Annotated in this window: 6 protein-coding genes; all 6 read left to right on the top strand. The window is 59.7% G+C overall.

All coding sequences use genetic code 11. The features are described from left to right. Window positions 1-40 precede the first annotated feature (40 nt). The 6 genes from H8F23_RS04800 to H8F23_RS04775 all read left to right on the top strand — a co-directional run bounded on the left by H8F23_RS04800 (window position 41) and on the right by H8F23_RS04775 (window position 14,892). A complete protein-coding gene (locus H8F23_RS04800; RefSeq protein ID WP_194933589.1) occupies window positions 41-4,558 on the top strand; it encodes a SpvB/TcaC N-terminal domain-containing protein in 4,518 nt (1,505 codons plus the stop codon). After that, complete coding sequence (locus H8F23_RS04795) at window positions 4,555-7,287, top strand: RHS repeat domain-containing protein (RefSeq protein WP_194933588.1); 2,733 nt, start codon at window positions 4,555-4,557, stop codon at window positions 7,285-7,287. Before H8F23_RS04800 ends, H8F23_RS04795 begins: the two co-directional genes overlap by 4 nt. 32 nt (window positions 7,288-7,319) lie before the next feature. Next, window positions 7,320-10,022: an RHS repeat-associated core domain-containing protein gene (locus H8F23_RS04790; protein WP_324187877.1), complete on the top strand. Its 2,703-nt coding sequence runs from the start codon at window positions 7,320-7,322 to the stop codon at window positions 10,020-10,022. 76 nt (window positions 10,023-10,098) lie between these two features. Next, a complete protein-coding gene (locus H8F23_RS04785; RefSeq protein ID WP_194933586.1) occupies window positions 10,099-11,859 on the top strand; it encodes an ATP-binding protein in 1,761 nt (586 codons plus the stop codon). After that, window positions 11,859-13,187 (top strand): sigma-54-dependent transcriptional regulator, encoded by a 1,329-nt coding sequence (locus H8F23_RS04780; protein ID WP_194933585.1) that lies wholly within the window; start codon window positions 11,859-11,861, stop codon window positions 13,185-13,187. Before H8F23_RS04785 ends, H8F23_RS04780 begins: the two co-directional genes overlap by 1 nt. A gap of 385 nt (window positions 13,188-13,572) precedes the next feature. Next, entirely contained in the window at window positions 13,573-14,892 is a 1,320-nt protein-coding gene (locus H8F23_RS04775) for an MFS transporter (RefSeq protein WP_007912608.1), read from the top strand. Window positions 14,893-14,920 lie beyond the last annotated feature (28 nt).

The following is a 14,920-nucleotide window of genomic DNA, read 5'->3' as shown; positions in this document are numbered from 1 at the left end:
CAGTCCATTCACGCCCACCCCGTGCGCAATGGATTCGACCATGCCTGATCAACAAGAGTTGAGCATCACCACCCCTTCCATCGCCAAAAGCGCATCGATCGCCACCATCGGCAAAAGCTGGGGCGCAGTGGGGCCGACCGGAGCGGCCTCGTTCGAACTGCCGATTCCGACGTCTGCCGGGCGCGGCTGGGATCCGCAGTTTTCGCTGAATTACAGCAGTCAGAGCGGCAACGGTCCGTTCGGCCTGTCCTGGCACTTGGGTGGCGTAGGTCATATCAACCGCAGAACCAACAAAGGCGTGCCGCGTTACTCCGACCAAGACGAGATCATCGGTGTCGACGGCGAAGTGTGGATGCCAGAGCTGGATGAGCACGGCGAGCTCAAATTCCGTGAGGAAAGCGTCTACAACGGCGTCAACATCGGCCCGCACAGAGTCGTGCGCTACTGGCCTCGAGTCGAGAGCGATTTTGCCTTGCGCGAACGCTGGCAGCGCCAGACCCGAGAAGCCGATCCACCGGTGTTCTGGCTGATACACGGCGCCGACGGCTCACTGCACCTTTACGGCAAGACGGAAGCCACACGCGTCGCCGACCCCGACGCTCCCGGACGCATCGCCGCTTGGCTGCTGTGCGAAAGCATGAACGCACGTGGTGAACACATCTGTTTCGAGTACAAGGCCGATGATCAGGATCCCGACCCGCTGCATGACTACCGCGCCCAGCGCTACTTGCGTCGCGTGTGCTACGGCAACTTCAGCGCCAGCAGCGATCTGTACAGCTGGACGACGGACAATCCCGCCGAACTGGGCTGGCACTTTCATCTGCTGTTCGATTACGGCGAGCGCAGCACATCACTGACCGATATTCCTGCGTACGACGATGATCCCCTAAAACCCTGGACGGTCCGCCCGGATCGTTTTTCAACCCATGGTCAGGGTTTTGAACTGGGCACTCGCAGGCTCTGCCAACAGACGTTACTGTTTCATCACTTCCCCGAGCAATCGACTGACCAACCGAAACTGGTACGCCGCCTGCTGTTGGAATATCACCAACCGCAAAATATCGCGCAGTGGGCCTACAGCCAGATCAGCGCGGCGCACTATCAGGCATTCGATGCGAGCGGCATTGTCGAAAACACACCGCCGGTCGAGTTCGACTATGCCCCCTTCGACATCAATAAAACCCCGGCGCGCTTCTTCGAACCCGATGTCCAGCCGAGTATCGAGGACGGTGGTTTTTACCAGTGTGTGGATCTTTATGGCGAAGGTGTGCCGGGTTTCCTCTGCCGCTATGACCAGGCCTGGTACTACCGCGAACCATTGCGTGCGACCAAGGGCACCGATGAAATCGGCTATGGCCCATGGACCGCACTGGACAAGATTCCGGTGGCCGATCGCAACCGTCCGGTACAGCAACTGCTAACCGACCTGACGGGGGACGGCAGGCTCGATTGGGTCACCGCGCAACCGGGTATCAGTGGTTTTCGCTCGCTGACAGCGCAACGCGAGTTTGCCGACTTCGTGCCCTTCGGTAAATTCCCGCCGGAGTTTTTCAACACCCTCTCGACACTTGGCGATTTGAGCGGTGACGGGCTGAGTAGCCTGGCGTTGATCGGACCGAATTCCGTGCGGTTGTATGCCAACGCGCGTGAACAAGGCTTCGCCGCGCCTGAAGAGGTCGCTCACCATCCCGACGACGACCGCTTGCCACTGTTCAGCAATTCACGCACAGAACTGGTGCTGTTGGGCAACCTGCTGGGCAGCGACATGCCCGATCTGTGCCGGATTCGCCACGACGAAATCCGCTGCTGGCCGAACCTGGGCCATGGCCGCTTTGGCAAGGGGCGCAAGATCAGTGAGTTGCCCTTCAACTACGAACAATTCGACTCGTCACGCGTGCGCCTTGCCGACCTCGACGGCTCCGGTGCCGCGTCGCTGATTTATCTGCAATCGGAGGCCTTCGAGATCTACCTGAATCGCGGCGGCAACGGCCTGCAGCAGACACCGATCAGCGTGCCATGGCCCGACGGCGTGCGCTACGACCGTCTCAGTCAAGTCAGTTTCGCCGACCTGCAAGGCCTGGGCTGCGCGAGTCTGATCCTGACGGTCACGCACATGCAGCCGCAGCATTGGCGCTACGATTTCGTTTCGGCCAAACCGTATCTGCTAACCAGCAGCAACAACAACATGGGTTGCAGTGCCAGTGTGGTCTACCGCAGCTCGGCCCAGGAATGGCTGGATGAAAAACACCGCTTGCTCACCCTCAAGCGTTTACCGGTGTGTCACCTGCCGTTCCCGGTGGCGGTGGTTAACAAACAGCAGCAACTGGATGAGATCACCGGCAACTGTCTGACGCAGACGTTCACGTGGCGCGAAGGTTTCTACGACAGCCGTGAGCGCGAGTTCCGCGGTTTCGGCCTGTTGCAGCAAACCGACAGCGAGAGCGCCGGCAGCAATGAAAGCGAAGGTTTCAGCGAGCCGATGCGGGTCTTCACCTGGTTTCATACCGGGCAATCGATGGACCGGCCGCGCGAGGCCTATTTCCATGAAGATGCGCAAGCGGTAGCGCTGGGCAACACCCTGTTCAGTCGCCATCACCCGGAAGACGACGTCGATCAGATCATTGCTCCGCACACTGATGACACCCGGTATCAAAGCGCCCGGGCACTGATCGGCCGGCCCGCACGCATCGAAACCTATGCCGATGCAGACGTGGACGTCCCCGGAATCGCCACGCCTTACGCAGTCGAAGAGTTTAGATATCTGGTGCGCGAGGTGCGCGAGCAAGGGGCTTATGCCGCCGCTGTACTGCTGCCATTGGTGGTGGAACAGATCAGCTATCAGTACGACGGTTTCGTCGATGATCCACTCTGCCGCAATGAAGTCGTCCTGCGGTGGAATACCTATGGCCAGCCGACGCACACCATCACAGTGAGCTACGCACGACGGCTCACCGAAGCGGATACGCCACCGTTCGACGACCCCGATGAACAGCAATGGTGGTACGACGCCCATGACCAGGCGCAACAATGCAGCTACCTGAATGAAAGTCGCGCTACGTTCATTGATCTGGACAAGGACCTGCAGCATTGGCGCCTGGGGCTGCCTTATCAACAGCGCGGCAATGCTCTGGTTTTGCTCAAAGGCGCCCTGCCCACCAGGCTTGCGCCTGCGCAGGTGTCCTATGAGTGTCTGTTGGAGCACGAGGATTCGGCACACTGGAACGCCGAGCGCGTTCTGACCATGCAATCCGTGCAGCGTTACCTGGATATTGAAGGCCGGGCGCTGGACGATGGCGTCGCCGGGTTTGAAGCGCTGGTCGGTCCATTGGAAGTGGCACAACTGGACAAGGCCGCGCTGGACGCCTACAGCGTGCTGTCGAATTTCGACGTGAGAAACGAACTGACAAAAATCGGTTATACGCCGATGCCGTTTCTGTTCGGGACTCAGCCGTCGAGCAGTACAGAACAAGACCTGTGGTCGGCGAATTTTGGCTACGCCGAATACGCCGGACTCGACGGGTTCTACAAGGTGCTGCGCTATCGCGAAACGCTCAGCTATGGCTTCACCCGCGCCGAATACGACACCTATGCGCTGGCCATCACCCTCGTGGAACTGGCGGATGGCTGCACGACTCGCGTCAAGTACGACTACCACGCACTGCAGCCGCTGGAAATCACCGATGCCAACGACAATATTCAGGAGGCGCTGTACGAACCGTCGGGGCAGCCGCTGGTCAGCAGTTTTCATGGAGAAGAGAACAGCAAAAAGGCGGGTTTCAGGACGCTGAGCGAATACACACTTCCCGAGGACCGGAGTCCGGCAACAGCGATAGCGCACCCGGTCGATGCCGTGCAAAAAGCCGCGAGTACCCTGCGCAAGGATCTGTTCAGCTGGATGGGGCAAATCGCCAATGACACCCGTGCCGCCTTGGCATGGATCGCTCAGGGTTATCTGCTACCCAGCGGCCACATCAGGGCCAGCACACGCCGCCAACTGGCCCGGCGCCGCGGCGCCTTGACGCCTGATGAGCAGGCACTGCAAGAAGCCCTCGCTGCGGCGCATCGCGAACCGGTGCACAGTGTGATCCTCAGTGCCGACCGTTACCCTGATGAAGAGGTGGATGCACAGATCCAGATCACCAAAGCCTGCGTCGACGGTTTTGGCCGGGCTCTGCAAACCCAGCAACTGGTCGATCCGGGCAAGGCGTATGCCGTGGACGACGATGGTTCGCTGATTGTCGAGGATGGCCAGATCAAAGAGGTTGATGCCAACCCGCGCTGGCGCATCAGCGAGCGAGTCGAATACAACAACAAAGGCTTGCCCGTTCGTCAGTACCGCGCGTTTTTCGCCAACACCTATACCTACGTCAACGATCAGTCCCTGCGCACTCTGGGCCATCACGATCAGCTTTACTATGACGCTCAGAGCCGGCTGGTCCGTACGGTCAATGCCAAAGGCGACTTCTCTCGAGAGACGTACCATCCCTGGTATCACACCAGCGAAGACTTCAACGACACCGCCGAACCGACATCGCTAACCAAGGCACCGCGGCCATGACAGCCAATGTGCATTGGCGTACGCCCGCACTGGTCGTGAGCGATGCGCGTGGCTTGCCAGTGCGGCAGGTAGGGTACTTGCGCAGTGTGACGGCCACCCCCCCCGTAGCGCTGGTAACCCGTCAGCAGCATGACTACGCCGGGCGCCTGATCGAGCAATGGGACCCGCGCCTGTCGGCACCCTGCCTGACCACGGTTTACAGCCTGGACGGCTCGCCATTGAAATCCGACAGCGTCGACGCCGGCTGGCGTCTGACCTTGCAGGGGCTGGCCGGTGAACCTTTTCGGCGCTGGGACCAGCGCGGCAGCCATTGGCAGACGACCTTCGATGAGCAACTGCGGGTGATCGCGGTCGAGGAGAATGGTCAGTCCAATGTCGACGTTTTTACTTACGCCGACGCCTCGGCCGAGGCCGGGTACAACCGCCGCGGCCAGTTGCTGGAACAAAAAGACCGTTCCGGCTCGCTGCTTACCGACAGTTATTCCCTGACCGGCCAGCCGCTGAGCGAAACCCGTACGTTCCACGACGCTGAGCCGTTCACCACTCACCAGTTGTTCAGCCCGCTCGGCGCGCTGCTGGAACAGACCGACGCCGGCGGCCATCAGCGAAGCTCGCGCTACGGCCTGGCCGGGCAACTCAAGCACGTCGAGCTGCTGATCAGTGGCGCGTCTGACTGGCAAACTGTGTTGGAGGACACGCAGTACAACGCCAACGAGCAGATCATCGAACAACTGGCCGGCAATCGCGTCCTCCGTCAGTGGACGTATGACCCGGCGGACGGCCGTTTGCACACCCAGACCAGCCGCAAGGACGGCGGCGCAGTCCTGCAGAACCTCGAATATTTCTACGACCGCGTCGGCAATATCACCCGCATCGAAGACCACGCGTTTCAGCCCCGTTACTTCGCCAACCAGTTGATCGATGGCCACCGCGATTTCACCTATGACTCGCTCTATCGGTTGACCAGCGCCACCGGCTACGACGACGCCCCGCCACCGGACATTCCCGGCCTGCCGCAACCGGGCGACCCGAACAATCGCCTCAACTACACCCAGACCTACCAGTACGACAACGGTGGCAACCTGATCGAACTGTGTCACGTACGCGCCGGCAACAACTCGACCCGGCAAATGTTCATCGACCCGAAGAGCAATCGCGGGGTGCGCTGGAAAACCGGCGACGAGCCGCCGGATTTCGATGAGCTGTTCGACAGTCACGGTAACCAGAAAGCAATGCACCCCGGCAAGCCGCTGGCCTGGAATGCCCGCGATGAGCTGGAGAGCGTGACGCTGATCCAGCGCGAGGACGGTTCCAATGATGCCGAGTACTACCGTTACAGCCAGGGCATTCGCGTGTTCAAACGTCACCAAACCTTCGCTGCCAACGCCGAACATTTCCACCAGGTGCGCTACCTGCCGGGGCTGGAAATCCGCACTCGCGACAACGGTGAAGAACTGCACGTCATCACCCTCGGCAACGCCCGTTGCCTGCATTGGGCAGCGGAAAAACCCGATGCAATCGCCAATGACCAAATGCGTTACAACCTCGAAGATCATCTAGGTTCCAGTGTGATGGAACTGGATCAAGACGCCGTGATGATCAGCCAGGAGGGCTATTCCCCCTTTGGCGAAACCGCGTGGATGGCACCAGATTCGGAAACCACGTATCGCTTCATCCGCTATTCAGGCAAGGAAATGGACGTCAGCGGGTTGTATTACTACGGCGCACGCTATTACGCGCCGTGGTTGCAACGCTGGGTCAGTGCCGATCCGGCGGGGGATGTGGATGGGCTGAATCTGTACGGATTCGTCGGCAACAACCCGTTAACTTTTGTGGATGTGCAAGGCAACAGCAAAGAGAAATTCGATATCGTCAATTTCTCAAACTTCGTGACCACTCTCGGTGATTACTCAGCCACAACGCTGGACCAAATGCTGAAAGTATCAAGCGGACAGTACGGGACTGAACTGCTGGCGAATATTGTTGCGGAATCACTGATAGGCACTGCCGGCTTCTTCGCTGGTTATTTCGGCGGCGGGTTCGCAGGCTCAACACTTACCGCCGGCATGCCCGCCGCCGTCGGCTACTTGTCCGAGATGTTTGCCATGCACGTAAGCGGCGATATCGGCGAGGCGATCGCCAGCAAATACACGTCCTTTGCAAAGATGACAGCCCCATTAATTCCACAAACTTCGGCAATGAGCGTCGCAGCCATTGATCAAAAGGTCGGCATCACAGAGCGTTCATCGAGTTTCACGCCGGCCGATGCAGCCAACACCTTATTGACCCGCGGCGTCGGAGCATATCTTCCAGGCGTAGGAGCGACACTTAATATCGGTGCGCGGGTGCAGGAGGTGGAGGACATTAAACAGGGTCTGGATCCGGTCAAGATTGAAAAAATCGAAACGATGCTCGCCGACTGGAAACAAGCCCTCACTTCGCGAATGGCCGATATTGAGAAAGCCTTCAGACGCGTAGGACAAAACACGATCAATTCGGCTGACGTGCTACCTGACAAGAGCCGCTTAATGGCTGCCAAGACCATTCGGCTCGATACCTTGCGAGAGCAGACCAGTGCAATCCTGGGATATATCGAAAGCAGCCAGACCACCCTGAAGTGGCACAAAGAAGACTTGCTGACAGACAACAGATTTCTGCGTAAACAAGCGAAACCAGCGTCGAGATTTCAGACATTTGTTCAGCCCTTCACCAAACACAAATTCACATGAGATACGACCCTGTTCATAGGCGCACTCCAACGGTGGCGGTGATCGATGGCCGGGGCTCGCCGATCCGTCAGGTCAGTTACTTGCGCACTCTGGCAGACGACACACCAAAAGCACTCGTGTCGCGTCAGCAATACGATGTGGCCGGCCGTATGGTGGCGCAGCGGGATCCGCGTCTGCCCACTGCGAACCTCATTAACGTCTACTCACTAAACGGTGATTGGGTATTGACCGACAGCGTCGACGCTGGCTGGCGCCTGATCCTGCCGGGTCTGGCCGGCGAGCCATTGCAACGCTGGGATCAGCGCGACAACCATTGGCGCACGAGCTTCGACAAGCAGCTGCGGATGATCGCGATCGAGGAGAATGGTCAGTCCAATGTCGACGTTTTTACTTACGCCGACGCCTCGGCCGAGGCCGGGTACAACCGCCGCGGCCAGTTGCTGGAACAGAAAGACCGTTCCGGTTCGCTGCTTACCGACAGTTATTCCCTGACCGGCCAGCCGCTGAGCGAAACCCGCACGTTCCACGACGCTGAGCCGTTCACCACTCACCAGGTGTTCAGCCCGCTCGGCGCGCTGCTGGAACAGACCGACGCCGGCGGCCATCAGCGAAGCTCGCGCTACGGCCTGGCCGGGCAACTCAAGCACGTCGAGCTGCTGATCAGTGGCGCGTCTGACTGGCAAACAGTGTTGGAGGACGCGCAGTACAACGCCAACGACCAGATCATCGAACAACTGGCCGGCAATCGCGTCCTCAGCCAGTGGTCGTATGCCCCCGTGGACGGCCGTTTGCACACCCAGACCAGCCGCAAGGACGGCGGCGCAGTCCTGCAGAACCTCGAATATTTCTACGACCGCGTCGGCAATATCACCCGCATCGAAGACCACGCGTTTCAGCCCCGTTACTTCGCCAACCAGTTGATCGATGGCCACCGCGATTTCACCTATGACTCGCTCTATCGGTTGACCAGCGCCACCGGCTACGACGACGCCCCGCCACCGGACATTCCCGGCCTGCCGCAACCGGGCGACCCGAACAATCGCCTCAACTACACCCAGACCTATCGGTACGACAACGGCGGCAACCTGTTCGAACTGATTCATGTGCGGGCGGGCAACAACTCGACCCGGCAAATGTTCATCGACCCGAAGAGCAATCGCGGGGTGCGCTGGAAAGCCGGCGACGAGCCGCCGGATTTCGATGAGCTGTTCGACAGTCACGGTAACCAGAAAGTAATGCACCCCGGCAAGCCGCTGGCCTGGAATGCCCGCGATGAGCTGGAGAGCGTGACGCTGATCCAGCGCGAGGACGGTTCCAATGATGCCGAGTACTACCGTTACAGCCAGGGCGCGCGCGTATTCAAACGTCACCAAACCTTCGCTGCCAACGCCGAGCACTTTCATCAGGTGCGCTACCTGCCGGGGCTGGAAATCCGCACCCGCGACAACGGCGAAGAACTGCATGTCATCACCCTCGGCAACGCCCGTTGCCTGCATTGGGCAGCGGAAAAACCCGATGCAATCGCCAATGACCAAATGCGTTACAACCTCGAAGATCATCTCGGCTCCAGCGTGATGGAACTGGATCAAGACGCCGTGATGATCAGCCAGGAAGGCTATTACCCCTTTGGCGAAACCGCGTGGATGGCACCGGATTCGGAAACCACGTACCGCTTCATCCGTTATTCGGGCAAAGAGATGGACGTCAGCGGGTTGTATTACTACGGCGCACGCTATTACGCAGCGTGGTTGCAGCGCTGGGTCAGTGCCGATCCGGCGGGGGATGTGGATGGGCTGAACCTATATGGGTTTGTGCGCAACAACGCTATGACTTACGTCGACCGGACAGGCAACGAAACAGAAGTAGCTCAACCGTCAAGCGGAGGCGTTCTGGCATTTATTACCGGAAACACTCCCAGAGAGCGTATGCAGAAGCAACTGGCCTTCCATAACGAGCTGCTTTCAGCCGTCGATCTGGCTGTCAGGGATGTCACCACTCAAATACTCAATCATCGTTCTGAGCCCAACAGCAGGGTATCAACCGCGAAACGTACAGGTTTTTTTCTTGCGGAAAAGGGCACATCCAATGCGGTTGGCATAGGCATGAGCGCAGCCGGGGTAGCACTGGGAATCCCTGGCGGCCCTCTGGGAATGCTGATTGGCGGGGCTCTTGGTTTCGTAGTCGGAAAAACCGTGAGTAAAACGACGAAAGCGATCGGCAAAATAACCGGTTTGAACACCTCCATCAGCTTGCAACCGGATCGATTGAGAGGAACCAGGCTGTTAAAGCAAACACAGGCTGAACAAGGGCCCGTGGTTAACTTTAAAGCTATCGCCGATTACAACCCGCTCAACCCCGAAGGACGGCAAGAGATCAAACAAGGCGGCATCGCGGCTAGCAAGGAATTGGCGCTGGCAGGCGCTGGCAAGATCCCTTACGTCGGCCCAGCCATCAAGGTGATTCCGGACACCATCGATCTCTTGAATGAAATAAAAAACAGCGCAAATGATCTTACCGAGGATGAGGTGACTGCACTGGATGCCGACATTACCGGCACGATAAATATGCTGCAGCATGGCTCCGAACATTTAATCGAAACGGTCAAGACCCTAAGTCCTACTGACACCGCTAAACGCATTGATCGCATTGAAAACGAAACTGGACAGCGAATAAAAATGCTTCGAAACCTGAGAACAGTCCTTCATTCCAACTCGTCGACTTTTACTGCCGTATGAAAAGGTGACGACGCGACTCCTGGCCTGAACAGTGCTCATGGTAAGGTGCCTGCCCGTCCTTATTCCTGCGCCCAGCATGCTGCCGACTTCCCGTACCTTGCGTCTGTCGTTGTATACCCTGCTGATCATTGCCGGCGCAGCGCTTGCCGCCACGCTTGCGATCCGCCACGCCGAACGTCAGGCGCTGGAGGAAGACGCCGCCCGCGCCAACCAGCAACTGGCGTTGTACGCCAACTCCCTGCACACCCTGATCGACCGCTACCGCGCCCTGCCCGCCGTGCTGGCGCTGGACCCGCAATTGCGCGCGGCGCTGGCCGGGCCGGTCGATGCCGCCGAACAGGCGGCGCTGAACCTGAAACTGGAAAAAATCAACGGCGCGGCGCAATCCTCGACCCTTGAATTGCTCGACCACACGGGCCTCGCCGTAGCGGCGAGCAACTGGCGCTTGCCGAGCAGTTACGTCGGCCACAATTACGGTTTCCGCCCCTACTTCAGTCAGACCCGCACCCAAGGCACCGGGCGTTTTTACGCGGTGGGCGTGACCAGCGGCATTCCCGGCTATTTCCTCTCCAGCGCGGTGCTCGGCGACAACGACGAGTTCCTTGGCGCGATGGTGGTCAAGCTGGAGTTCCCCGAACTGGAACGCGAGTGGAGTCAGGGCAATGACACGCTGCTGGTCAGCGATGCGCGCGGGATCATCTTCATCGCCAACCAGCCCGGCTGGCGCTATCGCTCGCTGCGGCCATTGAGCGCCCGCGACATGGATGAAATCAAAGCCACCCGGCAGTACGACAAGCAGTCGCTGCAGCCCTTGACGCATTTGTCGCTGCGAAGCTTCGATGACAACAGCGACCTGCGCCGCGTCGAAGGCCCGCAAGGCACGGCCGATTATCTGTGGGAATCACTGCCCCTCAGCGCCGAAGGCTGGACCCTGCACCTGCTGCGCCATCCGCAAGTGGCGTTCGAAGACCTGCGCAACGCCGGGCTGGCCGCCGCCGGGGTGTGGCTGGCGCTGGTGTTTCTGTTGCTGTTTCTCAACCAGCGCTGGCGCCTGTCGAAAATCCGCCAGCGCAACCGCGAAGAACTTGAACAATTGGTGGAAGAACGTACCCGCGACTTGCGCACCGCGCAGGACGGTCTGGTGCAATCGGCCAAACTCGCCGCGCTCGGCCAGATGTCCGCTGCGCTGGCCCATGAAATCAATCAACCCCTGACCGCTCAGCGCATGCAACTGGCGACGCTGCGCCTGCTGCTCGAACATGGCCGGGTCGACGATGCTTATAAAGCCTTGAAACCGGTGGACGAGATGCTCACGCGCATGGCCGCCCTCACCGGCCACCTCAAGACCTTCGCGCGCAAGAGTCCCAGCGGCTTGCGCGAACGGCTGGATCTGGCAACCGTGGTTGATCAGTCGTTGCAGTTGCTCGATGCCCGGCTGCGCGATGAACAAGTCAGTCTGGTGCTGCACCTGACGCGTCCGGCGTGGGTGCGCGGCGATGCGATTCGACTTGAACAGGTGCTGATCAACCTGCTGCGCAACGCCCTTGATGCGATGCAAGGCAAGCAATGCAAACGGTTGGAAATCCGCCTGGAAGCCGATGAGCAACTGTGGCGTCTGAGCGTCAGCGACAATGGCGGCGGGATTGCCGAAGAGCATTTGGGCCAGGTCTTCGATCCGTTCTTCACCACTAAACCGGTGGGCGACGGCCTGGGCCTCGGCTTGGCGGTATCCTTCGCCATCGTGCATGAATCCGGTGGACGCCTGAGTGCTGAAAATGGCGACAGCGGCGCCGTGTTCAGCCTGACTTTGCCGATCGATCTGGAGGCACACATCTGATGCTCAATTCAGTGATGGTGGTCGACGACGAAAGCAGCATTCGCAGCGCCGTCGAGCAGTGGCTGAGCCTGTCGGGGTTCGCGGTGCAGTTGTTCAGCCGCGCCGAAGAATGCCTCGCCGCCCTGCCCGCGCACTTTGCCGGGGTGATCCTCAGTGATGTGCGCATGCCCGGCATGGGCGGCCTGGCGTTATTGGCCGAAGTGCAGAAACGCGACTCTGATCTGCCAGTGATTCTGCTCACCGGTCATGGCGACGTGCCGATGGCGGTCGAGGCGATGCGCGACGGCGCTTACGACTTTCTGGAAAAACCGTTCAGCCCGGAAACCCTGCTCGGCAGCTTGCGCCGGGCGCTGGACAAACGCCGGCTGATTCTGGAAAACCGTGCGCTGCACGAGCAGGCCGACAACCGCGCGAAACTTGATGCGACGTTGCTCGGTGTGTCCCGTGGTTTGCAGACGCTGCGCCGGCAAGTGCTGGATCTGGCGGCGTTGCCGGTCAATGTGCTGATCCGTGGCGAAACCGGCAGCGGCAAGGAACTGGTCGCGCGCTGCCTGCATGATTTCGGCCCGCGCGCGGCCAAGCCGTTCGTGGCGCTGAACTGCGCGGCGATTCCTGAGCAGCTGTTTGAAGCGGAGTTGTTCGGTCACGAGAGCGGCGCGTTTACCGGAGCCTCGGGCAAGCGCATCGGCAAGCTGGAATATGCCGATGGCGGCACCTTGTTTCTCGATGAAATCGAAAGCATGCCGCTGGCACAACAGGTGAAACTGCTGCGCGTGTTGCAGGAGCAGAAGCTTGAACGGCTGGGCTCGAACCAGAGCATTCGCGTTGACCTGCGCATTGTCGCAGCGACCAAACCCGACCTGCTCGATGAAGCCCGGGCCGGACGTTTTCGCGAGGACTTGGCGTATCGCCTGAACGTTGCCGAACTGCGCTTGCCGCCCTTGCGCGATCGCCGCGAAGACATCCCGTTGCTGTTCGAAACCTTTGCCCACAATGCCGCTGAACGCTTGGGCCGCACCTTTCCGCCCTTGAGCGGCGCGCAGTTGAGTCATCTGCTCAGCCACGACTGGCCGGGCAACGTGCGCGAACTGGCGAACGTCGCCGAACGCCAGGTGTTGGGCCTGGATGAGCCGGCGCCGGGGATCGATCCGGGGCAATCGCTGGCGGCGCAGCAGGAAGCGTTTGAGGCGCAGTGTTTGCGCGCGGCGCTGACCCGGCACAAGGGCGATGTGAAAGCGGTGCTTGAAGAACTGCAACTGCCGCGCCGCACGTTCAATGAAAAGCTGCAGCGACATGGGTTGAGTCGGGAGATGTTTTTGGCTGAGTGAGGCTGGGTCGGGATTTTTGGCGTGGCTGAAATCCATCCCCCTCACCCCAGCCCTCTCCCCCAGGGGGGCGAGGGGGAAAGGGAGCCGATCTTCATGCTTTTCGAAACCTGAGTTCGACTCGGTATCTCAGGTCGGTGCAACTCGAACAATCCACTCGGTCAGTCCCCTCTCCCCTTGGGAGAGGGTTAGGGTGAGGGGCTTTTGATCTTCGCCCCAATAAGCGGAAATCCGCTCATCGAACAAAATCCTTCGGCAATATCCCGCTCACCCAATCCCGTCACCCCCTCTAAACCGGCCCTCTCCCCGTTGGCACACCTCCTGCTATAGCCCTCGCAGGCTGCGTTTCTACGCGCTCCACAAAAACAATTAAACGAAGGATCCTTCAATGGATAACTCCAACGCCCTGCCTCTTGGGTCGGCTGCCGTGCCTGCCAAAGAAAGAACCACCGCCAGCCGGATCAAATCGATCTTCAGCGGTTCCGTCGGCAACATGGTCGAGTGGTACGACTGGTACGTGTATGCCGCCTTCTCCCTGTACTTCGCCAAAACCTTTTTCCCCGCCGGCTCCACCACCGCCCAACTGATGAACACCGCCGCGATTTTCGCCGTGGGTTTTCTGATGCGTCCAATCGGCGGCTGGCTGATGGGCATGTACGCTGACAAGGTCGGACGTAAAAAAGCCCTGATGGCCTCGGTCTACCTGATGTGCTTCGGCTCGCTGCTGATCGCCCTCAGCCCGAACTACGAAACCATCGGCATCGGCGCGCCGATCCTGCTGGTGTTCGCCCGCTTGCTGCAAGGCCTGTCGGTCGGTGGCGAATACGGCACTTCGGCGACCTATCTCTCGGAGATGGCGACCAAGGAACGTCGCGGCTTCTTCTCCAGCTTCCAGTACGTAACCCTGATCTCCGGCCAGCTCATCGCGCTGGGCGTCCTGATCGTGCTGCAGAACGTGCTGACCACTGAACAGCTGTACGCGTGGGGCTGGCGTATTCCGTTCGCCATCGGCGCGCTGTGTGCGGTCGTGGCGCTGTATCTGCGTCGCGGCATGGAAGAAACCGAGTCGTTCACCAAGAAAGAGAAGTCCAAGGAAAGCGCCATGCGCACCTTGATGCGCCATCCCAAAGAGCTGTTGACCGTGGTCGGCCTGACCATGGGCGGCACCCTGGCGTTCTACACCTACACCACCTACATGCAGAAATACCTGGTGAACACCGTCGGCATGAGCATCTCCGACTCGACCACCATCTCTGCCGCCACGCTGTTCCTGTTCATGTGCCTGCAACCGATCATCGGTGGCCTCTCGGACAAGATCGGCCGTCGTCCGATCCTGATTGCCTTCGGCGTGCTGGGGACGATCTTCACTGTGCCGATCCTGATGACCCTGCACACCATTCAGACCTGGTGGGGCGCGTTCTTCCTGATCATGGCGGCGCTGATCATCGTCAGCGGCTACACCTCGATCAACGCGGTGGTAAAAGCCGAATTGTTCCCGACCGAAATCCGCGCGCTGGGCGTTGGCCTGCCGTATGCACTGACCGTGTCGATCTTCGGCGGCACTGCCGAATACATCGCGCTGTGGTTCAAGAGTATCGGCATGGAAACCGGTTACTACTGGTACGTGACGGCGTGCATCGCGGTGTCGTTGCTGGTGTACATCACCATGAAAGACACCCAGAAGCATTCGCGGATCGTTACTGACTGATCGGTTTTTTACAGCCACTGCAATGGTG

Source organism: Pseudomonas neuropathica (genome assembly GCF_015461835.1).
Lineage (GTDB): Bacteria > Pseudomonadota > Gammaproteobacteria > Pseudomonadales > Pseudomonadaceae > Aquipseudomonas > Aquipseudomonas neuropathica.
Note: the sequence above shows the minus strand (reverse complement) of the source record. Positions and strands in the feature narration are given on the sequence as shown.

Bases quoted from the DNA above. Each gene is read 5' to 3' on its own strand.
- H8F23_RS04780 (WP_194933585.1), top strand. From the start codon at position 11,859: ATGCTCAATTCAGTGATGGTGGTCGACGACGAAAGCAGCATTCGCAGC.
- H8F23_RS04785 (WP_194933586.1), top strand. From the start codon at position 10,099: ATGCTGCCGACTTCCCGTACCTTGCGTCTGTCGTTGTATACCCTGCTG.
- H8F23_RS04775 (WP_007912608.1), top strand. From the start codon at position 13,573: ATGGATAACTCCAACGCCCTGCCTCTTGGGTCGGCTGCCGTGCCTGCC.
- H8F23_RS04795 (WP_194933588.1), top strand. From the start codon at position 4,555: ATGACAGCCAATGTGCATTGGCGTACGCCCGCACTGGTCGTGAGCGAT.
- H8F23_RS04800 (WP_194933589.1), top strand. From the start codon at position 41: ATGCCTGATCAACAAGAGTTGAGCATCACCACCCCTTCCATCGCCAAA.